This is a genomic window from Clostridia bacterium (assembly GCA_017620395.1).
In the GTDB taxonomy this organism is placed as follows: Bacteria; Bacillota; Clostridia; order Oscillospirales; family RGIG8002; genus RGIG8002.
Genome location: JAFZQJ010000014.1, coordinates 33,810 through 55,490, shown reverse-complemented (window position 1 = coordinate 55,490; position 21,681 = coordinate 33,810). Strand labels below are relative to the sequence as shown.

The following is a 21,681-nucleotide window of genomic DNA, read 5'->3' as shown; positions in this document are numbered from 1 at the left end:
GTCACCTTCGACATCGACGCCAACGGCATAGTCAACGTCTCCGCGCAGGATAAGGGCACCGGCAAGGAGCAGAAGATCACCATCACCGCCTCCAGCAATATGAGCAAGGACGACATCGAGAAGGCGGTTCAGGAGGCCGAGAAGTTCGCCGAAGAGGATAAGAAGAACAAGGAGGCCGCCGAAACGCGCAACAGCGCCGACCAGTCGGTCTATCAGATTGAGAAGTCGCTTAACGACTTCGGCGACAAGGTCACCGAGGACGAGAAGAAGGCCGTCACCGCCGAGCTCGAGAAGACCCGCGAAGCCCTAAAGGGCACCGACAACGACGCCATCAAGGCGGCGGAGGAGGCGCTCCAGAAGGAGTTCTACAAGGTCGCCGAGCGTATCTACAAGGAAGAGGCCGCGAAGGCGCAGGCCGAGCAGCAGCAGAACGGCGGCGCTGAAGGCGGCGAAGGTCCGCAGGGCGGCGACAACAACTTCACCGACGCCGACTACAAAGACGTCGAGTAATTGCGACTAAACTAACACGAACGGAAGATTGCCGTGGCTGACAAAAGAGATTACTATGAGGTCCTGGGCGTAGACAAGACCGCCGGCGAAGAGGAGATAAAGCACGCCTACCGCAAGCTGGCGAAGAAGTACCATCCCGACCTCAATCCGGGCGACAAGGACGCCGAAGCCAAGTTCAAGGAAGTGAACGAGGCATATTCGATCCTGTCCGACCCGGACAAAAAAGCCAAATACGATCAATTCGGTCACGCCGGCGTCGACCCCAACTTCGGCGCGGGCGGAGGCGGTTTCGGCGGAGGCGGTTTCGCCGACTTCGACCTGTCCGACATTTTCGGCTCGTTCTTCGGCGGAGGCTTCTCCGGCGGCAGAAGGAACGGCCCCGTGCGCGGACGCGACGTCGAGGCCGCGCTCGCGCTCACCTTCGAGGAAGCCATCTTCGGCTGCGAAAAGACCGTTGAAATCGGCAGAGTCGAGTCCTGCGGCGACTGCAAGGGCAGCGGCGCGGCGGCGGGAACGCAGGCGGAGACCTGCTCCGTCTGCCACGGCACCGGCCGCGTGATCCGCCAGCAGCGCAGCGTCTTCGGCATGACGCAGGTGCAGACCGCCTGCGATGCGTGCCGCGGCACGGGCAAGATCATCAAGACTCCCTGCAAGACCTGCGGCGGCAAAGGCAAGGTGCGCCGTCAGCGCAAGATAACCTTCAAGGTACCCGCCGGTATCGACGATAACCAGGTCATCACCCTTTCGGGCGAAGGCGACGCCGGCGCCAACGGCGGCGGCAGCGGCGACCTGAACATCATCATCAGAGTCAAGCCGCATCCGGTCTTCAAACGCGACGGCTACGACCTGCATATCGAGGTCCCCGTGACCTTCGCGCAGGCGGCGCTCGGCGCGGAGCTGACCGTGCCCGTCCCGGACGGCAAGGTCAAGTATTCGATACCCGAGGGGACGCAGAACGGCGACGTTTTCCGCCTTCGCAACAAAGGCGTCCGCAAGCGCGGCTCCGTCGGCGCGAACGGCGACGAATACGTGCACATCAGGGTAGTCGTGCCGAAGAATCTGAACAGAAAGCAGAAGGAGCTTGTCCGTCAGATGGCGGAAGGCATCGGGGAGGAGAACCATCCCGAGCGCGGCGCCTTCAAGAGCAAGTTCAAGGATATCTTCAAATAAAAGCAAACGCGGGACGGCCCGTTTCGGTCCGTCCCGATTGTCATATCCGGAGGTATTATGGAGTATTATCTCGCAGTCGATATCGGCGCTTCGTCCGGCAGGCACGTCCTCGGATCCGTCGAGGGCGGGCGGCTGAAGCTGCGCGAGGTCTACCGCTTCAACAACGGCATGGAGCGGGCCGGAGATCGCCTCGTCTGGAACGCCGAAAAGCTCGTTTCCGAGGTCGTCGAGGGTATGAAGCGCTGCGCTGCGCTCGGCGTGAAGCCGAAGAGCGTCGCCGTCGACACCTGGGGCGTGGACTACGCGCTGCTCGATAAGGATAACGCGCTCATCGCGCCCGTTTACGCCTACCGTGACGGCGGAACGGCGGCAGCCGTTCCCGCGGTCGAAGCGATAACGCCGCCGGAGGAACTCTACGCGCATACCGGCATACAGAAGCAGCCGTTCAACACGGTATACCGGCTTTACGCCGACAAGCTCGCCGGCCGTCTCGACCGCGCGGAGCGTATGCTTATGCTTCCGGCGTATATAACCTACCGCCTTACCGGCGTGATGAAAAACGAATACACCGACGCGACGACGACGGGGCTCGTCAACGCGCAAAGCGGCGAATGGGACGCGGAGCTTATCGAAAAGCTCGGCCTCCCGAAGCGGCTTTTCGGCCCGCTTGCCGAGCCGTGCGCACTTATCGGGCGGCTCTCGCCGGAGATCGCCGAAACGGTCGGCTTCGACTGCGAAGTCGCCGCCGCACCGAGCCACGACACCGCCTCCGCGGTAGCGGCGTGTCCTCTCGGGGAGGGCGACGTCTATATCTCGTCGGGAACGTGGTCGCTAATCGGTGTGGAAACGCCTTCGCCGATCCTGACCGAAGCGGCGCGGAGCGCGAACTTCACCAACGAGGGCGGGGTCGGGCGCCGTTTCCGCTTTTTGAAAAACTACATGGGTATGTGGCTTTTCCAGTGCATCCGCCGCGATATCGGCGAATCGATGACCTACGACGAGATGATGGAGGCCGCCCGCGCCTGCGGCGGACACGCCCGCATCGACGTGACGGACGCCGCGTTCCTCGCGCCTGCGAATATGCTCGAGGCGGTGCGCGCTTTCACCGGCGAGCCGCAAATGGGACTTGACCGCGCGCTGAATATGGTGTATCATTCTCTTGCGGAGTCATACGCCGAGGCGGTTTCGGAAATAGCCGCGATAACCGGCGTCAAGCCGCGCGCGATACGCGTCGTAGGCGGCGGCAGCCGCGACGTTTACCTTAACGAACTGACCGAAAAATACACCGGACTGCCGGTGAAGGCGGGGCCCGTCGAGGCGACCGCCGCCGGCAATCTGCTCTCGCAGATCATCTGCGATAAAAGGATAACTCTCGCGCAGGCGCGTGAGCTTATCGACGGAAAGGGAGAAGACGAATGAGCTATACAGAAGCGAAAGCGAAATACGCCGCGCTCGGCGTCGATACCGAAGCGGCGATGGAAAAGCTGCTTTCCGTCCCGATTTCGCTCCACTGCTGGCAGGGCGACGACGTCATCGGTTTCGATAACGGCGGCGGACTGACCGGCGGCATACAGACTACGGGGAACTACCCCGGCAGAGCGCGTACTCCCGCCGAACTCGCGGCGGATATCGACGAGGTCGTCCGCCTCGTCCCCGGCAGGATGAAGCTGAACCTGCACGCTTGCTACGCCGTCTTCGGCGGCGAACGCGCCGACCGCGACGCGCTGAAGCCGGAGCACTTCGCCTTCTGGGTGAACTTCGCGAAGGAACGCGGGATGGGCATCGACTTCAACCCCACCTTCTTCTCTCACCCGATGGTGAAGGATAACCTGACGCTTTCCTCGCCGGACGAAACAGTCCGCGCGTTCTGGGTGGAGCACGGCAAGCGCTGCCTCGAGATCGCGGAATACTTCGCGCGCGAGACGGGCGAGCCCTGCCTCGTCAACTTCTGGATACCGGACGGCTACAAGGATATCCCCGCCGACCGCATCGGCCCGCGCGAACGCTTCAGAAAGTCGCTCGACGAGATCCTTTCCGTCCCGTACGACAAAGACAAAGTCTTCGTTTCGCTCGAGTCGAAGGTCTTCGGCATCGGGCTGGAGTCATACACCGTCGGCAGCGCGGAGTTTTGCCTTTCCTACGCGGAAAAAAAGGGCATAGTGCCGCTGCTCGACAACGGGCACTACCACCCGACCGAGCTCGTTTCGGATAAGCTTTCGTCGCTGCTGCTTTTCAACCCGCGCATCGCGCTGCATCTGACCCGCGGCGTCCGCTGGGACAGCGACCACGTCGTGCTTTTCGACGACGAAACGAAGGAGATAGCCCGCGAGCTCGTCCGCTGCGGCGGACTTGACCGCGCGTTCATCGCCACCGACTACTTCGACGCCTCGATAAACCGCGTTTCCGCGTGGGTGACCGGCGTCAGAAGCGTCCGCAAGGCGCTGCTGCTGGCGCTGCTCGAGCCGTCCGCGGAGCTGAAGAAGCTGCAGGACGCCGCCGACTTCACCGCGCTGATGGTGAAGCGCGAGGAGCAGAGCGTGCTGCCCTTCGGCGACGTCTGGGAAGAGCTCCTGCGCCGCGCGGGCGTTCCGTCCGACTATCTGACGGAGATAAAAAAATACGAAAAAGACGTTTTGGAGAAGAGGATATGAAGGATATACTTTCCGCGCCGTTCCTGCGCGAGATATGCGAAACGGCCTCGAATATGTACCGCCTCGGCTGGGACGAGCGCAACGGCGGCAATATCAGCATGCTGCTTGACGAAGCGGAGGTCGCCGAATATCTCGACCTAAGCCGCGTTCTGCGCCGCATCCCGACGGGCTTCGACGCGAAGGCGCTCGCCGGCCGGATCTTCATCGTGACCGGCACCGGCAAATACTTCAAGAATATTGAAAAGCAGCCGGAGAAGGACCTCGGCGTGATCCGCATTTCCGCGGACGGCTCCGAAGCGGAGCTTCTCTGGGGCTTCAGCGACGGCGGTAGCTTCACGAGCGAACTGCCGGCGCACCTGATGACGCACGTTTCGCGCCTTGCCGCCGATCCGCTTCACCGCGTCGTCACGCATTGCCATCCGACGAATACCGTCGCGATGACCCGCGTCCACCCGCTCGACGAGCGCTCCTTCACCCACACGCTCTGGGAGCAGTGCACAGAGTGCGTCATCGTTTTTCCGGACGGCGTCGGCGTCATGCCGTGGATGGTCTGCGGCACGAACGAGATCGGCGAAGCGACCGCCGCGAAGATGAAGGAATACCGCCTCGTCGTCTGGGCGTCCCACGGCATTTACGGCACCGGACGCAGCCTCGACGAAGCCTTCGGCCTGATCGAAACGGTGGAGAAGGCCGCGCAGCTCTATATGCTTACCGCGCACCTGCCGATCGTGAACACAATCACGGACGAGCAGCTGAAGGCTGCCGCCGAACGCTTCGGCGTCGATTACCGCAGGGATTTCCTCGATCTGTAAAACCAAAACCCATATAAAAAACCCTCCCGCTTGGGAGGGTTTTTCGTTTTTATCCTGAATCACAAACTCGTTACAAGCTTCGCGGCTACGCGCAGGATGGACAGCGCGTCCGCTACCGTGATCGCGCCGTCGCCGTCGATATCGCCGGCGGCGAGCATTTCCGGCGTCGAAGGCGCGAGCCTCGCCGCGACGCGGAGCACCGAGAGCGCGTCCGCAACGGTGATCTCTCCGTCGCCGTCGACGTCGCCCTTCATCTGCTGCGCGGCGTTTATCGTGAAGGTCAGCGTGACCGCCTTGCCGCCGTTGACGACCGCGAGAACGTGCTCGCCGGGGTCGGAAACGGTTCCGCCGTTATCGAAGGGCGAGCCGTCGAGCGTTCCTTCGCCGACGTCCCAGCTTATCGTTACGGGCGCGTCGTAAACGCCGCCCTGTTCGACTCCGCTGACGACCGGTTCGGCGTCGGCCGAAGCGGCGTAACGGTAGGTGTAGTATTCCTTTTCGGTTTCGTTGCGGAGGTTCGGCGTGGCGGCCGCGAGACAGGTCAGGAGTCCGTCCTCCATCGTGAAGCCGTAAACGGAGAAGTAATCGTGTCCGGACATATTCGGCGTGAAGAAGGTTTCGACGCGGTCTCTGGCGGGGTCGTAGCGGTATATGCCGTCCGGCAACGAGAAATAGAGGTATTCACCGTCGCAGGCGAGGCGGGAGTAGTTGCCGTTCCACGCGGAATACGGGCCAGCCGGCCAAAAGTAGTCGGAAAGGTCGAGAATGTACGTGGACGCGTCGTAATCATAATCATATGAGCAGAGCGCCGCGGCAGTGTTATCGATGTAATACAGTTCGCCGTTGAGCAGGCAGAACTGCGACTGCGAACCGTACCATGAGCGGTTGTTGTAAAGCACGGAAACGGGGGAGACGTCGTAGTCATCCGCGTTGTGCGCGGTGGGATAGGAGGCGTAGAGCTTGTCGCTCGACGAGAGCAGGTTCCAGTGTCCAACTTTGCCGGGAATATCGAAAAGAGGATCGTCCCACGTGGCGTCGACGTGGTATTTCTCGCCGTCGACGATAACTATGTTCCAGGCGTGGAGGAGTCTGTCGGAGGCGCAGGTGTAACTGTTTATCCCGACGTAGTCCAGCAGGTACGAAAGCCCGAGCGTGTAACCCTGACATATCGCCTTGCCGCCCACGAGCGCGCCGTAGGCGTTGTAGTCGTCGTCGGCGTATCTGCCGTTCTCGTAGTCGTAGTCCTCGGAATAGTGGCAGTGGGTTATCAGCCTGTCGTGAACGAGCAGTACCTTCAGAGCTTCCGGCATATCGGGCGTAATGCCCTCGGTGAGCCGTTCGGCTACGGCGTCGCATTCCGCGAGCTGCTCGAGGTATCCGTTTATGTCGGTCTTGTATGAAATGATAAAACTTACGATTTTGCCGCCGGAGACCGCATAGCGCACGTTGGAAACGTGAAACGCCTTCGGGTTATCGGAAATAAAATCGCGGATCATGATCACATTTGCCTGGTTGCTGTCTATGCCGTATGATGAAACGTCAAGCCTTATGCGGCAGGCGGCGAGCGAATCGTTTAAGTATCCGACCAGCTCCGTCAGCTGCTCCTCCGTGATGCCGAGCGAAGAGGCGCGTTCTTCTATGTTGTTTATATAAATACTTCCGTCATACGCCGCAGAGCGCAAGGCGGGAAGCGCCGGCAGCAACGCGGCGCATATCAGGATCGCTATGAACGTTTTGAGTTTTTTCATCTTCGCTCACCCCTCGCACATATCTATACAAATACATTATAGCACATATTCGCGGGCAGTCAAGAGTTAATTCGCGCAAAAACGCGCCGCGTTCGGTTTGAACGCGGCGCGTGTGCGTGCAGGTATCAGAGCACCGAAATCAGCAGGCCTATGTATCTGACCGGCGCGACGTAGCCTTCGAGGAAGCTGAACAGGCGCGGGTAGTTGTCATTGAAAAGCATCATCCCGAGCGAGAAGAGTATCGCCGCAACGACTACCGCGAGCGCGACGACCGTGAAGCCGACCGCCCAGTCGCGGAGCGCGGGATCGCCCTTCTTGCGGAGCGCCCATACCGCGAGGCATATTATCTGCAGCAGAACGGAGGCGCAGATCACCGCGAGGATGACGATGGCGATTGTTCTCGCTTCCGGAGCCCATGATGAAAGCACGAGATTCGGATTCATCGGCAGCAGCGAGCCGGGCCAGATTATCCCGCTGACGAAGAGCGCCAGATAGGTCAGCAGCAGCGGCAGGCAGGAGATGACTATACGCGCGATCCATTTGCCGACGCCGCTCTTCTTTTTGAGCGTGACGGGTGCGGCAGCCGGCGCGGAGTATTCCTGCTGCATCGGCGGCTGATAGACCGGATACCCGGAATACGGTTGCTCGGCCTCGGGAGCGGCAAAGGGCGGCTGCAAGGATACGGGCTCGTCCATAGCGGTTTCTTTGGCGGCTTCGGCCGCTTCTTCTACGGCTCCGGAGACCTCTTCCGCGGTTTCTTCAACCGCTTCCGCGGCGGGTTCTTCGATAACGGGCTCTTCGATAACGGGAGCTTCGGCGACGGGCTCTTCCGCGGCGGGAGCCGCTTCGAGCTGCGCTCCGCAGTTGTTGCAGAAGCGCTGGCCGTCTTCACATTGGTTTCCGCATTTTGTGCAAAACATAACGCATCCTCCGTGTTTTTTTAATATTCATGCGGCGCGGGCCGCGTATTGACTCAGAGTCTGTCGAGCCAGACCGACGCGCTTTCCGTCCAGCCGGTGATCCACGGGATCGCGCGTTCGCGCGGGATATCGACGGCGGGATCGCAGAGCGAAAGCCCGTGATCGCCCTTCGGCAGAATATGCAGCTCGAAGGGTATCTTGTGCGCCGATAGCGCGGAGGCGAAGAGCAGGGAGTTCTCAACCTTGACGCAGGTGTCGTCGGCGGTGTGCCAGATGAACGCGGGCGGCGTCGTGTCGTCGACGGCGTTCTCGAGCGAAAGCCGCGCCATCAGCGCGGGATCGGTCTCCGCCTTGCGTTGGGTGAGGTTCATTATCGAGCCCCACTCGATGAATTCTCCGGTGGAGATGACGGGGTAGGCGAGGATCATCGCGTCGGGACGCGCTTCGCCGTTTTTGAAGCCGAGGATATCGCGCACCTCGGGCGCGTTCCACATCGTGCCGACCGAAGCGGCGAGGTGTCCGCCGGCGGAGAAGCCGCAGACGGCGATCTTATCCGGCATGATATGCCACTTTTCCGCGTTCCTGCGGACAAAGTCGACAGTCCAGGCGGCTTCGAGCAGCTGGGAGGGGAACTCGCCCGTTTCGATTGAGTAGTTCAGCACGAAGGCGGCGTAACCCCTGCGCGCGAACGCGATCGCGATCGGCTCCGCCTCGCGCGGACTGCAGAACCAGTAGCCGCCGCCGGGCAGAACGACGACCGCGGGGCGGGGCAGAGGGTCTTCGGTGCAGGGCTCGGTGACGTACAGATCGACGTAAACGTCGCGGCTGCCCTTAACGAGACCGTATTTTTCATAGTCGATCTGAGGATATACGCGGTCGGTGATCATTGCTCCTCGCTCCTTATCTGAGTAATGTATTCCATGCAGTATTCGTCTTTGCCGGTGAACGCCTCGCAGGCGGTCAGCGCGGCCTTCAGCGAGGGGGAAGCGGCGTCGCAGATGAAGCTGTCCGCGCCGGCTTCCGCGAGCAGCGTCGCGGCGGCGGCGTTCAGACGCGCGCGCTTCGGCAGACCGAAGGAGACGTTTGAAAGTCCGCAGATGACGTGTACGTCCGGCAGCTCGCGGCGCAGCAGGCGCGTCGTTTCGAGCAGCGTCCTGCCGGCGTCGCCGCCCATGGCGACGGACTCCGCGAGCGCGTCGATATAGATGCGCTCGTCGGGTATTCCCGCGGCGTTCAGGCGCGCGCGTATCGCGAGCGCGTTTTCAAGCCGTCCCTCCGCGGTGGAGGGTATCGCGCCGGACCGTATCGGCAGTCCGACGACTCCCGCGCCGTATTCGGCGGCGGCGGGTACGAGCTCCTCCAGCCGCTCGTCGGCGGTGACGGAGTTGATGATCGTTTTTCTGCCGCGAAGGTGCGGCAATACCGCGATTATCGCGGCGGGATTCGGGGAGTCGAGCATGACGTCGCAGTTCGTTTTTTCGACCGCGAGGTCGGCGACGCGGCGGAGCATATCAATCTCGTCCGCGCCGCAGAGCGCGGTGTTTATGTCAAGGCAGGACGCTCCCGCCTCCGCCTGCGCCAGCGCGAGCGCCGCGAGTCTGTCGAAGTCGCGCGCGAGCATCGCCTCGCCGGTGGAGGGGACGGAGCTGTTGAGTTTTTCGCCTACGAGGTAAATCATATCAGTTGCTTCTCCTTGAGCTTTTCGAGCAGCGCGGCGACGATATCGACGCGCTTCAGGGGCGTCATGATATAGAAGCCGCGGCAGTAGGGAGCGGCTTTTTCGGCGACCGAAGCGGCGTAGCGGACGGAGATCTCCGCGGCTTCCCCGCGGCTCTTGTCTTTGAGTTCGGCGATGAGCGAATCGGGGACGTCTATGCCGGAGACTTCGTTTTTCAGGAAGAGCGCGTTTCTGTATCCGGCGACGGGGTATACGCCCGCAAGCACCGGCGCGTCAAGCTCCGCGTGCGCTTTTTTGAGGTTTTCAAGCGCCCGCTCCGAGCCGACCGGCTGGGTGAGGAAGTATTCCGCGCCGCGCGCGGCCTTCTCCTTCGCTCTCGCGAGCTCGGCGTCGAAGTTGGCGGCGCCGATATTCAGCGCGCCGCCTATGCAGAAGGGCGCGGAAGCGAATTCGGCGGAGTTCAGTCCGGCGAGGTAGCCGATAAGGTTATACGAATTGAGGGCGAAAACGCCCTTGCTTTTCATTTCGTCGTTGGAGAGCGGATCGCCGGTCACGGCGAGCACGTTGCGTACTCCCATCGCGTTCGCGGCAAGCAGGGAGGACTTTATCGCGAGGTGGTTCCTGTCGCGGCAGGTCAGGTGCGGCATGACCTCCGCGCCGGTGCGCCAGTGAACGCAGGCGGCGGTCATGAAGCTGTCAGCGCGGGCGCGGGAAAGGGGGTTGTCCGCGAAGGTGATCACGTCCGCGCCGGCGTTTTTCAGCAGCGCGGCCGCGTCCGTGACGTCGGAAAGTCGCGAATCCGCGGGCGGATCGAGCTCGACCGCGACGACGCGTTCGCCGCCGCGAAGCTTCAGCGCGAAGGCGCCCTCCTCGCGCACGGCTCCGGTTTCCGCAGAGGGACGCGCGGGAGCGTTCGGCGCCGGCGCGCTTTTCAGCGCAGCAACGCAGGCGGCGATATGCGCGGGAGTCGTTCCGCAGCAGCCGCCGACGAGCTTCGCGCCGTTGGCGCAGATCTCTTTTATCCTTTCGGCGAAGTAGTCGGCGTTGTCGTTATAGACCGTCCTGCCGCCGACGTCGACGGGGTAGCCGGCGTTTGGCATGACGCAGAGCGGCTTTGAAACGCGCAGTTCGGCGGCGAGCCTTGCGGCGTGCGCCGGACCGCAGACGCAGTTGAAACCGACGGCGTCCACCGCCGGATGCGCCGCGGCCTCCGCGACGAGCGCGGTCAGCGCGTTGCCGTGCCGCGTGAAGCCGTCGGGCGCGGCTCCGAAGCTGACGATGACGCCCGCCTCGGGCAGTTTTTCTCTGACGCGCGTCAGCGCGTCATTGAGCGGATCGAACTCCGCGAAGGTTTCGAAAAGGAAGTTTTCCGCGCCGCGGCGTATGAAGATATCGACGAGGTCGGCGTAGTCCGCCGCAGTTCCGTCGGGGATCGGGCCGATATCCGCGAAGACGGCGGCCTTTCCGGCCGCGGCGGCGTTCGCGCAGCGGATCGCGCCCGCGACGAGCTCTTGAAGCAGCGCTTCGTCCGGGAAATTGACGCGATTGAGCGTGAAGGAGTCGGTCTTTATACCGTCCGCGCCGGCGGCGACGTACTGTCTGTGCAGCGCGATAACGCGCTCCGGATGCCTGACGTTCGCCAGCTCGCATGGGGTGTCCCCGTGGTAAAGGCCGGCGTAGCAGGTTCCGAATGCGCCGTCGAATATGAACGGGCGGTCGGGATAGAGCCGTATCATACGTTGCGTTCCTTCATCTTTCTGTCGATCGTGCGCTTGGCGTCGCGTTCCGCGGCGGCGGCGCGTTTGTCGTAGAGCTTTTTGCCTCGGCAGAGGCCGACTTCGAGCTTCACGCGCCTGCCGGAGAAATAAGCGGAAAGCGGCACGACGGTGAGTCCATCCTGCCGCACGGCGTTGAAAAGCTTCAGTATCTCCCGCTTGTGCATAAGCAGACGGCGGTCGCGCAGGGGGTTCTTGTTGAAGATGTTGCCCTGCTCGTATGGGCTGACGTGCATCCCGACGACGAAAACTTCGCCGCCGCGGAAGTCGCAGTAGCTGTCCTTGAGGTTGCACTTGCCGAGGCGAAGGCTCTTGACCTCCGTGCCGGCAAGCTCTATACCCGCCTCGTAGGTCTCCTCGATGAAATAATCGTGATAAGCCTTCTTGTTGCGGGCGATGAACTTCTGTTCGTTTTTGTCCTTTTTGGCGGTCATATCTCACGCCTCCCCTCGATGGCGCGGGCGATCGTCTCGCCGTCCGCGAACTCGAGCTCGCCGCCGACGGGTATGCCGTAGGCGATGCGGGTGACCTTCGCCCCCAGCGGGCGGAGCAGACGGGATAGATAAAGCGCGGTCGCGTCGCCCTCAACGTCGGGGTTGGTCGCCATGATGACCTCGGTCCCGGGATTCTGCGAAACGCGCGCGAGCAGCTCCTTTACCGTCAGATCGTCGGGGCCGACGCCTTCGAGCGGGGAGATGCTGCCGTGCAGAACGTGATAGAGCCCGCGGTATTCGCCGACCGCTTCGAGCGCGACGACGTCCTTCGGCTCCTCAACGACGCAGATGGTCGCGCGGTCCCGCGAGGGATCGCCGCAGACGGAGCACTTTTCGCCGTCGGTCAGGTTGCAGCATTCGCTGCAGCGGTGGATCTCCGATTTCGCGCTGACAAGACAGTCGGCGAAGCTTTTGACTTTTTCTTCCGGCTGATTGAGCACGAAGAACGCCATTCTCTGCGCGGTCTTGCGCCCGATGCCGGGGAAACGCTCGAAATGCTCGATGAGCTGTTCGAGCAGCGGTGCGTAATACTTCATAGAGTGAAAAACTCCGTTCAGCCGCGAAGGGCGGCGAAAGTTACATAAGTCCGGGTATGCCGAGACCGCCGATGCCGCCGGTGATCTTGCCCATTTCCGCGGCCGCGTCCTCCTCGACGGTGCGTATCGCTTCGTTTACGGCGGCGGCTACGAGGTCCTCGAGCATCTCCACGTCGTCCGGATCGACGACGGAGGGATCTATCGTGACCTTGGTGATCTCCTTTTTGCCGTTGATGTTGACCTTGATCACGCCGCCTCCGGCCGAGGTCTCATACTCTCTTTCCTCGAGCTCGGTCTGAGTCTGTTGCATCTGTTCCTGCATTTTCTGCGCCTGCTGCATGATGTTGCCCATGCCGCCGGCTCCGGGGATTCTCGCTTTCATATTGTAGCCTCCTAATCAAAGAGTTGTTTTAATCTTTCGTCGAGTTCGTCTATCTTGCTGAAGGGCGGTTCCTCCGCGTCCGTCACGACGTTGTAGCGTATGCCGCTCGCGCTGAAAAGCGCGTCGGATATAAGCTTCGTGTTTGAAACGACGCAGTCGGCGGAGGAGTGGATGGTGAAAACGTCGCCTTCTGCATTGCATCTCGAGCCGCTGAGCACGGCGCCGAGCATCGGCGAAGCCTTGCGTATTTCGGGAAGCGCCGCCGCGAGCATTCCGGCCGCGCCTGACGAAGCGGGCTCGGGAACGGGCTCGGGAGCAGGCTCGGGAGCCTTCCCCTCGAGGGGAAGGTGCCCCGAAGGGGCGGATGAGGTGTTGCTGTCTTCCGCAGAGGGCTGCGTTTCTGTAATTCCGAGGATTTCGCGCGAGGAATCCGCCTCATCCTGCGGGACGTCTGCGGAAGGCGTGGGATCCTTCGCTTCGCTCAGGATGACGGGGGGCGCGATTTTTTGCTCGGGCTTGGTTTCGGGTTTCGGCTGCACCGCGGGCTGCGCGGGTTCCGCGCAGACGGCGCCGGAGGCGACGCAGAGCGAAACGAGCAACATCTCCGCCTCCGTCTTCTTGTCGAAGGCGAAGCGCATACGCGCGATTGCGTCGTTGACCGCCGCGACGGAGGACATTATCCTGCCGAGCGTGAAGCGCTTCGCTACGCGTTTTATGCTTTCGAGTCCGGCGGGATCGGTGTTTATCAGAGAAGCGGCGTTATCCGCCGTTTTCATTATGAGCACGTTGCGCAGGGCGGCGAGCAGCTCTTCGCAGAGGCGCTCCGGCTCCTTGGAATCGGCGTAGAGCGCGGCGAGCGCGGAGAGGCATCCGGAAATATCGCCGTCCGCTATCAGCCCGCAGAGCTCGAGCACGCGCTCGCTGCCGGAAAGTCCGACCGCGCGCGCGACTACGGAGGCGTCCACCGTGTCGCTCGCGGCGCGGCAGACGTCGAGCAGGCTTATCGCGTCGCGCATTCCGCCGTCCGCGGCGGCGGCGAGCATGCGCAGCGCGTCGTCGGTAACGGCGAAGCCTTCCGCCTGCGCGATATGCGAGAGGTAGGCGGCGAGGGCTTCGGCGTCGATGCGGCGGAAATTAAAACGCTGGCAGCGCGAAAGTATCGTCGCCGGCAGCTTGTGGACTTCGGTGGTCGCGAGGATGAAGACGGCGTGCTCCGGCGGCTCCTCGAGCGTTTTCAGCAGCGCGTTGAAGGCGCCCGCGGAGAGCATGTGCACTTCGTCGATTATGTATATCTTGTATTTCGCGCGCTGGGGGAGATAGCTTATCTCTTCGCGCAGCGCGCGGATGTTGTCGACTCCGGTGTTGGAGGCGGCGTCGATCTCTATGACGTCGGTCAGCGTGCCGCTGTCAATCGCGCGGCAGATCTCGCATTCGTTGCAGGGGTTGCCGTCCTTGGGCGAAAGGCAGTTGACCGCCTTGGCGAGTATTCTGGCGCAGGAGGTCTTGCCCGTGCCGCGCACGCCGGTGAAAAGATAGGCGTGCGAAATATTGCCGCCGGCGACCTCGTTTCTGAGGGTGACGGTGACCTGCTGCTGGCCGGCGACCTGCGAGAAGTCGGCCGGGCGGTATTTGCGGTAAAGCGCCTGTTTCATACTGCCTCCGTTGGAGAGTTCGTGATGATTTATGAATAAACTGACGCGGGTGTCCCGAAGAAGGACAGCCCTACGGCTGCACGAGACGGGTACCGTTTAATGCTGCTCGGTTCCCCGCCTGACATGATTCGCGGCCGGTCCCCGCAGCGTTCATGCCGCCCTTCTTCGGAACACCCGCTGTCTGTTCCTGCGGATATTTTAACATATCCCGCGCGGATATGCAAGTTTTTTTGCTCCGAAATTGATATTTTTGCGCCGAAAACACAACTAATTATTGAAATATGACCGCCGCCGTTGTATAATTATAATGGTTTATAATTTCGGAATACCATCCGACGCGAACGACGCCTTGTTATCGGACGGCGTTTGCCCAAAACAAAAAGCCGCACCGATACGGCAGAAGGAGAGTAAAAAATGGAAATCAGAGTCGAAAAAGTCGCGCAGAGAAAGCAGAAGCCGGATTACAGCAATCTGACCTTCGGCGATTACTTTACCGACCACATGTTCATCATGAACTACACCGCCGGACAGGGTTGGCACGACGCCAGGATAGTACCTTTCGGCGACATATCCGTTTCGCCCGCGGCGATGTGCCTGCACTACGGCCAGGAGGTCTTCGAGGGCATGAAGGCGTACCACGCCGCCGACGGCAGAACGCTGCTCTTCCGTCCGCGCAAGAACTTCGAGCGCATGAACGTTTCCAACGAGCGCCTCTGCATCCCGCCGATCGACGTCGATTTCGCGCTCAAAGCGCTGAAGGAGCTCATCAAGCTCGACGCCGAGTGGATCCCGCAGGAGCCCGGCACTTCGCTTTACATCCGTCCGTTCATCATCGCGGTCGACCCGCACCTCGGAGTACGCGCCGGTCACGAATACCTGTTCATTATTATTCTCTCGCCCGTCGGCTCTTATTACAAAGAGGGCCTGAACCCCGTCAAGATCTGGGTCGAGAACAAGTACGTCCGCGCCGTCAGAGGCGGCATGGGCTTCGCGAAGACGGGCGGCAACTACGCCGCTTCGCTGAAGGCGCAGGAGGACGCGCACGAGTTCGGCTACTCGCAGGTGCTCTGGCTCGACGGCGTCGAGAGAAAGTACATCGAGGAAGTCGGCGCGATGAACGTCTTCTTTAAGATCAACGGCGAATACGTCACCCCCGCCCTGCAGGGAAGCATCCTGCCCGGCATCACGAGAATGTCCTGCATCGAACTGCTTAAGCACTGGGGCGAGCCCGTCGTCGAGCGCCGCCTTTCCGTCGACGAGCTGGCGGAAGCCGCCGAGAACGGAGCGCTTGAGGAAGCGTTCGGCAGCGGCACCGCGGCGGTCATTTCGCCCATCGGCGAGCTTCACATCGGCGACCGCGCCTACACCATCAACGGCGGCAAGATCGGCGATATGTCCCACAAGCTCTACAAGGAGCTGACCGACCTGCAGTACGGCAGAAGCGAAGACGTCCTCGGCTGGACCGAAGAAGTCAAGCTGTAATCCCCGATACGTAATAACACACTTCAAGGAGACACTTCTTATGGAACGATTTGCGACAGAGAAGGCGCTGCTTTGCTCCGGCATAGCCGAACGCGGCAGGAAGAACCTGCGCCGCTGCATAGCGGAGGCCGAAAAAGCGTCCGGCGACCGCGCCGTTTTGAACGGGCTTCACCGCGCGGTGAACAGCGTCCGCCCCGCGAAGACGAAGCGGACGGAAGGCGCGCTGCCTGAAATCATCACCGTCGCCGCCGGCGGCAGAAAGTCCGCCGACTTCCCGATGCGTGAGGCCGCGCCCTGCGACGGCATCGCGCTCGAGGTCGAGTACGACGGCAGAAGCGGCGACGCGACGCTGACCGTAGGCGTCGGTTCCGACGCCGGATTCTCCTATATCGAGGGCATCGGACTTTCACAGGAGAAGACGACGTTTTGGCTGACTTACGATCTTTTCGTTCCCGCGGTCAGGCGCGCGGAGCGCATCGTCGTCGCGCTTGAGTCCGACGAGGACGTCGAAGTGCGCGTAACGCCGCTCTGCTTCTTCAGCGAGCAGGTAGAGCCGGATCTCCGCACGCCTTACTCCGAGGATCCCGTTACGGAAACGCGCAACGACAGGTTCTATAAGATCGTCGATATAGCGACCGGACGCGCCCTCGCGCTCGTCCCGCGCATAAAGGAGACCGACCTGCGCTGGGAGCAGTCGCTGATCCACACCGACAAGGGACAGCACCTCGCGCTTGAGAAGCGCGCCCGCGACTATACGCAGGAGTGGCAGCTCTATAAGACCGAATACGGCAAATACCACGTTATCAACAAATCCAACGCCAATCATATCCAGCTCGACGAGCATGGCAAGCCCTTCCCGACGGACGTCAATATGAACTGTCCGTCGCAGGATTTCGACCTGCTGCCCGCCGGCCCGGGCAAGTTCTCGATAATAGGCGAGGGCGGCAGGCCACTGACCTGCGAGAACTGCAAGGACGGCGTTTGGGCGCTCTTCGAGATCGCCGAGGACGAATGGGTGGAAACCTTCCGCGACGACTTTGACGGCGAGGAGCTCGACAGGAGCGTATGGGGCGTCTATAACAAAAAGATAAGGCCGGATACCGAGCCGGTCTATTTCCTCGACCGCAAGGAGAACTTTTGGACGGAAGACGGCAACCTCGTCATCCGCACCTCCGGCGACGGATACGACGGCATCCCGCAGACCGGCGCGTATATGGATACGCGCGGGCTCTACGGCGTTACCTACTGCAAGATGGAGATGCGCGCGCGTCTCGCCACCGGCGCGTGGATATGGCCCGCGTTCTGGTCGATGGGCATCGTCGGCAACTGGCCGTACCAGGGCGAGATCGACGTCATGGAGCTCGTCGGCGGAGGCGAACACGGCGAGCTGGACTCCAAGCTCTTCGGCACGCTCCACTGGGCGACCGAGGTCAGCAAGCACATGGAGAAAGGCGTCGACTTCTGCTTCAAGGATTACGAGAATCTCAACGACCGCTACCACACATACGCGGCGGAGTGGGAATACGACCACCTGCGCCTTTACACCGACGATATGCTCTATATGGCGATGCACCTCGACTCCGACGGCAAGAAATGGGGCTTCGGCGACAACCCGCACTACCTCATTCTCAACACCTCCGTCAGAGGCCCCGGTGAAGAGAAGGCGTATCCCGAAACGCCGGCCGAATCGCTCTATTATATCGACTGGGTGCGCTGCTGCAAGCGCGCCGGAGAAGTGACCTGCGCTGCCGAACCGGTCGAAGACGCGAAAGCGCCCGACTACGTCAACGGCGCGGCGCGCGAATGGCTCAACAAGGTCTGCGCCTCTCCGGACGGCAGATACGCCGCCGCCGCGGGGCAGGGCGGAGAGGTCTTCGTCTACGGGCAGCATAAAGACGAGCTGCTCTTCACGCTGCGCGAGCCGGAGGTCGCCGTCGAGGCGATCACCTTCACTCCGGACGGGAGCAGGCTCTGTGTGCCGAACCGCGACGGAGAAATATTCATCTACGACTGCGCCGACTTCACGAAGGCGCCGCTAGTCATCGACGACGCCGGCACCTTCAACGAGTTCGCCGCCTTCACGCCGGACGGCAAGGCCTTCCTCGCCGGCGGCAGAGACACGATCGAGCGCGGCAGGCCGAACGCGAAGGAAAGCCGCGTCCTGCGCCTCTGGGGCGTAGACGGAGCGCTGATTTCAGAAGCCGCGACCGGCAGCGACGTGAGAAACGCCGCGGTTTCCGCGGACGGCAAACTCGCCGCCGCTGTCTGCTCGGACGGCAGCGCGCGCGTTTACGAGCTGCCGCTGCTGACGCAGGTATTCCGCTTCGATAACGAAGACGGCGCCGCGATGCGCGGAGTCGACTTCGCGCCGGACGGTTCCCTCGCTTTCTCCGACGAGGCGGGCAGAATATACCTCTGCGACCTGAAGAAAAAGAAGGTGTGCGCCGCCGGCAAGGTCAACCCGTCCTCTGTGCGCCGCGTGCGCTTCTCACCGGACGGCTCGAGTCTGCTCGCGGTCTGCGCGGATAACTGCGCCCGCCTGTTCGACTCCGCGACCGGAACTCAGTCCGCGACGCTCGGCGGCTTCGCCGAGCTCGTCAGCGAGGCGAAGTTCTCGCCGGACGGAAAGCGCATCGCCGTTTCTTCCTACGACGGCAGCGTCAGACTTTTCGACGGCGACGGAGCTTATCTGACTGCGCTCCGCACCGACAACCCCAAGGGCAGATGGGTCATGGATATTGCCTTCTCCGCCGACGGCTCGCGTTTGTTTGCGGCGATGGGCATTCTGAATACCGACTACTGCGTCTGGAATATTTGACAAGGAGAACGAGATGAGAAGATTTACAGCCGCGCTCCTCGCGCTGATAATGTGTTTATCCTTTGCCGCCTGTTCCGCGAAAGAGGGAGGCGGCAGCGAAAGCGCCGCGTCCTCCGGTGAGGAACAGCAGGTAAAGCCCGTCGACGACAAAGCGCCTCTCGCCGCGAAGATCGCGGAAGCGGAGCCGCTTATCTTCGGCAACGCCGACGAGCAGACGAGAAAATACCTGACCGGCGCCGTGGATAACGCGAAACGCCATTACGACGACCCCGAATGCAAGTCCTCCGATATGGAGAACTCCATCGCCGATATCGGCCGCGCCGTCGCCGCGCTGAAGGACGGCGCGTTCGAGTCCGTCGGGATCCCCGGACTCGCGGCGTTCACCGCCGCGGAACGCTCCGCCGCTCCGGACGGCACCGCCGACGCGGTTAAGTTCACCGGCAGCGCGGCCTCCGACGGAGACCCCTTCGGCGGTGCGCTCGCGAACGCGGAGGGACTGACGTTTCACTTTGAAGCCGCCGCCCCGTCCGGCAGACTTACCGTAACGCTGAAGGCGGGCGAGACCGCCTTCGCCGCCGACCTGCCCGTTCCGGCGCAGGCGTCGGATATCCGCGTTTCATTCGATCTATTCAAGGGCGCGGAGGGAACGTATCTCATCGATGTGCTGCCTTCGATAAACTCGATCGCCTTCGCGGCTGACGGCGAGTGCTACGTATCGAACCTCGCGGCGTACGCCGAAACGCTGGAGACCGCGAAGGGCGGCGTCTACGTCCACACGGCTTCCTCCGTTTCAAACGAAAAGTTCTATAAGATAACCGATTCCCGCGGCACCGTTCTGACCTACGGGCCCGCGATAACCGAGCGCCAGCTCAAATGGGCGGAAACGCTCGTCATGCACGACGATAACCAGGCGCTGACCTTCACCCAGGACGTCGGCGACGACACCCAGCTGTGGCAGATATACAAATGCGCCTCCGGCGCCTACCGCATTGTCAACAAGGGCACCGGCCTCGCGCTGACCACCAACGTCGAGTTCGACCTCTTCATGAAGGAGGCGGATATGACGAACGCCAAGCAGGAATTCGGCGTCAAGCCGCTCGGCGGCGGAAACTTCGCGATAACCTACGCCGACGCCTACTCGCTCGCGACCTTGAGCGCCAAGGCGGTGCTGAAGAAGGGCACCGGCGGCTCTATGAAGCTGACGGAGTACGACTACGGCGCGTGGGAGCTTGTCAAGGCGGACGAGTTCGACGGCGAAAAGCTCGACCGTTCGATGTGGACTCCCGCCGACGGCAAAACGCGCGGCGATACCGAGCCCATCTATTACCGCGACAGCGAGAACAATCACTATATCGAAAACGGCAACCTCGTCATCAAGAGCAAGATCGAGGAATACAAGGGCTACCACGCCACCAGCGCCTCGCTCGAGACCTCCGGCAAATACGGTCAGTCCTTCGGCCGCGTCGACGTCAGGGCGAAGGTCCCGGGCGGCGCGTACATCTGGCCCGCGATCTGGATGATGGGCGCCGAGAGCATATGGCCGCACGACGGCGAGATAGACATTATGGAAAACGGCTGGGTCGACGCCGAGAACAGCACCGAGGAGGGCATCGTCAAGGGGCATAACCTTTACGGAACGCTCCACTGGTTCGGCGACGAGGGCTACCATATGTCGAAGAACTACAACTTCCCGATCTCGCGCGACAAGCTGCTCAGCGACGAATACCACGTCTACTCCGCGGAATGGGATTCCGAGCAGGTGAGGATACTCGTCGACGGGATGCTATATATGACGCTGAACGTCAACAGCGACTCCATGCGCTGGGGCTTCGGCGCTCAGCCGCACTTCCTGATACTGAACACCTCCGTTTCCGGCCCCGGCAACGATCAGCTGCCGGACGGTATGCCGGATACGTCGTATTATTACGTGGACTACGTCCGCTTCTACAAGCGCAGCGGCGAGGTTTCGCAGACCGCGAACTTCTCCGCCGACGCCGGAGCCGCCACCGTGCATAACCTCGGCAGCGACCGCGTCAAGGCTATAGTTACCTCGGCGGACGGCAAATACACCGCCGTCGTCGGCAGAGGCGGCGATATCAAGCTTTACAACGCCAAGAAGTCCGAGCTGCTCGGCGAGATGAAGGGAAAGGGCAAGATCTATACCTGCGCCGCCTTCTCTCCGGACGGCAAGATGCTCGTCGCCGGCTCCCGCGACGGCGTGCTGACTTTCTGCGAGACGGAAGACCTTATCGCGTGGGACGTCGATAACTACCACGTCTACCACGACGCGGTCGCCTTCACCGGCAACGGCGAATACGTCGTCGCCGGCGGCAGGAACTACGACGACCAGTCGAGCTATTCCCGCGCCATGTTCGTCTTCGACGCCTCCGGCAACAAGGTCAAGCAGGTCGATCTCGAGAGCGACATCCGCGCCGTCGCCGCGGCGGGCAACACCGTCGCGCTCGCGCTCGGCAACTCCAAAGTGCAGATTTACGACGCTTCGAGCTTCGCGCTCCGCCACACGCTGACCGGACACACGTCCGCCGTCAGAGGCATAGATCTGACCGCGGACGGCTCCCGCCTCGTCACCTCCGACGAGAACGGCAACGTCATCGTCTGGGACGCCGCTTCCGGCGCCCGCGTAAACAAGATGAAGAACACCCGCACCGCGCCGGTGACGAAGGTGCGCTTCCTTGACGGCGGCAGACGCGTAGTCTGCGCGTCCGAATCGGGAGACCTGCGTATCTTCACCGTTTCCACCGGCAGGCTCTATTCGCTGATGGGCGGCTACGGTTCCCTCGTCCGCGACGTCGACGTCTCCAAGGACGGCAGTATGATCGCCGCCTGCTCCTACGACGGCTCCGTCCGCACCTACCGCAGCGACGGAACGCTGCTTGAAGCGGTCACCGTCGCCGACGACTCGGGGAACTGGGTGGAGAGCGTTTCGTTCTGCTCCGGCAAGCGCGTTATGTTCGGTATGAATCAGCCCGCTACGGGACTTTACGTCATGCGCCTGACGAAGAAGTGACAAAACGGCCGCGGAAACGTTAAGG

Annotated in this window: 17 protein-coding genes and 1 other RNA gene; 8 read left to right on the top strand and 10 right to left on the bottom strand. The window is 62.0% G+C overall.

The annotated features are described in order from the left end of the window. From J5441_02715 to rhaD, 5 genes are all read left to right on the top strand, one after another. Nucleotides 1-510, top strand: a 510-nt coding sequence (locus tag J5441_02715; protein ID MBO4934066.1) for an Hsp70 family protein, incomplete at its 5' end; no start/stop codon positions are given. A gap of 33 nt (nucleotides 511-543) precedes the next feature. Continuing rightward, nucleotides 544-1,680: a molecular chaperone DnaJ gene (gene dnaJ / locus J5441_02710; protein ID MBO4934065.1), complete on the top strand. Its 1,137-nt coding sequence runs from the start codon at nucleotides 544-546 to the stop codon at nucleotides 1,678-1,680. Nucleotides 1,681-1,737: 57 nt separating this feature from the next. Further along, nucleotides 1,738-3,099: a rhamnulokinase gene (locus J5441_02705; protein ID MBO4934064.1), complete on the top strand. Its 1,362-nt coding sequence runs from the start codon at nucleotides 1,738-1,740 to the stop codon at nucleotides 3,097-3,099. Further along, on the top strand, nucleotides 3,096-4,331 hold the full coding sequence (locus J5441_02700; protein ID MBO4934063.1) for an L-rhamnose isomerase: 1,236 nt from the start codon (nucleotides 3,096-3,098) through the stop codon (nucleotides 4,329-4,331). Before J5441_02705 ends, J5441_02700 begins: the two co-directional genes overlap by 4 nt. Beyond that, on the top strand, nucleotides 4,328-5,143 hold the full coding sequence (rhaD, locus tag J5441_02695; protein ID MBO4934062.1) for a rhamnulose-1-phosphate aldolase: 816 nt from the start codon (nucleotides 4,328-4,330) through the stop codon (nucleotides 5,141-5,143). The genes J5441_02700 and rhaD overlap by 4 nt, the downstream gene beginning before the upstream one ends. Before the next feature lie 59 nt (nucleotides 5,144-5,202). Here the strand turns inward: rhaD and J5441_02690 are convergent, their stop codons facing one another. The 10 genes from J5441_02690 to ffs all read right to left on the bottom strand — a co-directional run bounded on the left by J5441_02690 (nucleotide 5,203) and on the right by ffs (nucleotide 14,481). After that, on the bottom strand, nucleotides 5,203-6,891 hold the full coding sequence (locus J5441_02690) for a hypothetical protein (protein ID MBO4934061.1): 1,689 nt from the start codon (nucleotides 6,889-6,891) through the stop codon (nucleotides 5,203-5,205). A gap of 125 nt (nucleotides 6,892-7,016) precedes the next feature. Then, nucleotides 7,017-7,811, bottom strand: coding sequence for a zinc ribbon domain-containing protein (locus tag J5441_02685; protein MBO4934060.1), 795 nt, complete (start codon nucleotides 7,809-7,811; stop codon nucleotides 7,017-7,019). A 53-nt stretch (nucleotides 7,812-7,864) separates the two neighbouring features. Further along, a complete protein-coding gene (locus J5441_02680; GenBank protein MBO4934059.1) occupies nucleotides 7,865-8,698 on the bottom strand; it encodes an alpha/beta hydrolase in 834 nt (277 codons plus the stop codon). Then, nucleotides 8,695-9,489, bottom strand: coding sequence for a dihydropteroate synthase (locus J5441_02675; protein ID MBO4934058.1), 795 nt, complete (start codon nucleotides 9,487-9,489; stop codon nucleotides 8,695-8,697). The genes J5441_02680 and J5441_02675 overlap by 4 nt, the downstream gene beginning before the upstream one ends. Next, a complete protein-coding gene (locus J5441_02670) occupies nucleotides 9,486-11,225 on the bottom strand; it encodes a bifunctional homocysteine S-methyltransferase/methylenetetrahydrofolate reductase (GenBank protein MBO4934057.1) in 1,740 nt (579 codons plus the stop codon). Before J5441_02670 ends, J5441_02675 begins: the two co-directional genes overlap by 4 nt. Then, nucleotides 11,222-11,698, bottom strand: a complete 477-nt coding sequence (smpB, locus tag J5441_02665) for an SsrA-binding protein SmpB (protein MBO4934056.1) — start codon at nucleotides 11,696-11,698, stop codon at nucleotides 11,222-11,224. Before smpB ends, J5441_02670 begins: the two co-directional genes overlap by 4 nt. Then, nucleotides 11,695-12,294: a recombination protein RecR gene (gene recR / locus J5441_02660; protein ID MBO4934055.1), complete on the bottom strand. Its 600-nt coding sequence runs from the start codon at nucleotides 12,292-12,294 to the stop codon at nucleotides 11,695-11,697. The genes smpB and recR overlap by 4 nt, the downstream gene beginning before the upstream one ends. A gap of 40 nt (nucleotides 12,295-12,334) precedes the next feature. Beyond that, entirely contained in the window at nucleotides 12,335-12,676 is a 342-nt protein-coding gene (locus tag J5441_02655) for a YbaB/EbfC family nucleoid-associated protein (protein ID MBO4934054.1), read from the bottom strand. Between the two features lie 11 nt (nucleotides 12,677-12,687). Further along, complete coding sequence (gene dnaX, locus J5441_02650; protein ID MBO4934053.1) at nucleotides 12,688-14,328, bottom strand: DNA polymerase III subunit gamma/tau; 1,641 nt, start codon at nucleotides 14,326-14,328, stop codon at nucleotides 12,688-12,690. Nucleotides 14,329-14,394: 66 nt separating this feature from the next. Continuing rightward, an RNA gene (gene ffs, locus J5441_02645) (signal recognition particle sRNA small type) lies at nucleotides 14,395-14,481 on the bottom strand. 261 nt (nucleotides 14,482-14,742) lie between these two features. Between ffs and J5441_02640 the strand changes: the two genes are divergently transcribed. The 3 genes from J5441_02640 to J5441_02630 are packed head-to-tail and all read left to right on the top strand — an operon-like array spanning nucleotide 14,743 to nucleotide 21,656. Further along, entirely contained in the window at nucleotides 14,743-15,810 is a 1,068-nt protein-coding gene (locus J5441_02640) for a branched-chain amino acid aminotransferase (protein ID MBO4934052.1), read from the top strand. A 40-nt stretch (nucleotides 15,811-15,850) separates the two neighbouring features. Continuing rightward, nucleotides 15,851-18,628, top strand: a complete 2,778-nt coding sequence (locus J5441_02635) for a family 16 glycosylhydrolase (GenBank protein ID MBO4934051.1) — start codon at nucleotides 15,851-15,853, stop codon at nucleotides 18,626-18,628. 13 nt (nucleotides 18,629-18,641) lie between these two features. Continuing rightward, nucleotides 18,642-21,656: a family 16 glycosylhydrolase gene (locus J5441_02630; GenBank protein ID MBO4934050.1), complete on the top strand. Its 3,015-nt coding sequence runs from the start codon at nucleotides 18,642-18,644 to the stop codon at nucleotides 21,654-21,656. The last annotated feature ends 25 nt before the right edge of the window (nucleotides 21,657-21,681 follow it).

Coding starts and splice junctions, on each gene's coding strand:
- rhaD (MBO4934062.1), top strand. CDS start 4,328: ATGAAGGATATACTTTCCGCGCCGTTCCTGCGCGAGATATGCGAAACG.
- J5441_02675 (MBO4934058.1), bottom strand. CDS start 9,489: ATGATTTACCTCGTAGGCGAAAAACTCAACAGCTCCGTCCCCTCCACC.
- J5441_02635 (MBO4934051.1), top strand. CDS start 15,851: ATGGAACGATTTGCGACAGAGAAGGCGCTGCTTTGCTCCGGCATAGCC.
- J5441_02680 (MBO4934059.1), bottom strand. CDS start 8,698: ATGATCACCGACCGCGTATATCCTCAGATCGACTATGAAAAATACGGT.
- recR (MBO4934055.1), bottom strand. CDS start 12,294: ATGAAGTATTACGCACCGCTGCTCGAACAGCTCATCGAGCATTTCGAG.
- J5441_02640 (MBO4934052.1), top strand. CDS start 14,743: ATGGAAATCAGAGTCGAAAAAGTCGCGCAGAGAAAGCAGAAGCCGGAT.
- J5441_02700 (MBO4934063.1), top strand. CDS start 3,096: ATGAGCTATACAGAAGCGAAAGCGAAATACGCCGCGCTCGGCGTCGAT.
- J5441_02690 (MBO4934061.1), bottom strand. CDS start 6,891: ATGAAAAAACTCAAAACGTTCATAGCGATCCTGATATGCGCCGCGTTG.
- J5441_02705 (MBO4934064.1), top strand. CDS start 1,738: ATGGAGTATTATCTCGCAGTCGATATCGGCGCTTCGTCCGGCAGGCAC.
- smpB (MBO4934056.1), bottom strand. CDS start 11,698: ATGACCGCCAAAAAGGACAAAAACGAACAGAAGTTCATCGCCCGCAAC.
- J5441_02655 (MBO4934054.1), bottom strand. CDS start 12,676: ATGAAAGCGAGAATCCCCGGAGCCGGCGGCATGGGCAACATCATGCAG.
- dnaX (MBO4934053.1), bottom strand. CDS start 14,328: ATGAAACAGGCGCTTTACCGCAAATACCGCCCGGCCGACTTCTCGCAG.
- J5441_02685 (MBO4934060.1), bottom strand. CDS start 7,811: ATGTTTTGCACAAAATGCGGAAACCAATGTGAAGACGGCCAGCGCTTC.
- J5441_02630 (MBO4934050.1), top strand. CDS start 18,642: ATGAGAAGATTTACAGCCGCGCTCCTCGCGCTGATAATGTGTTTATCC.
- J5441_02670 (MBO4934057.1), bottom strand. CDS start 11,225: ATGATACGGCTCTATCCCGACCGCCCGTTCATATTCGACGGCGCATTC.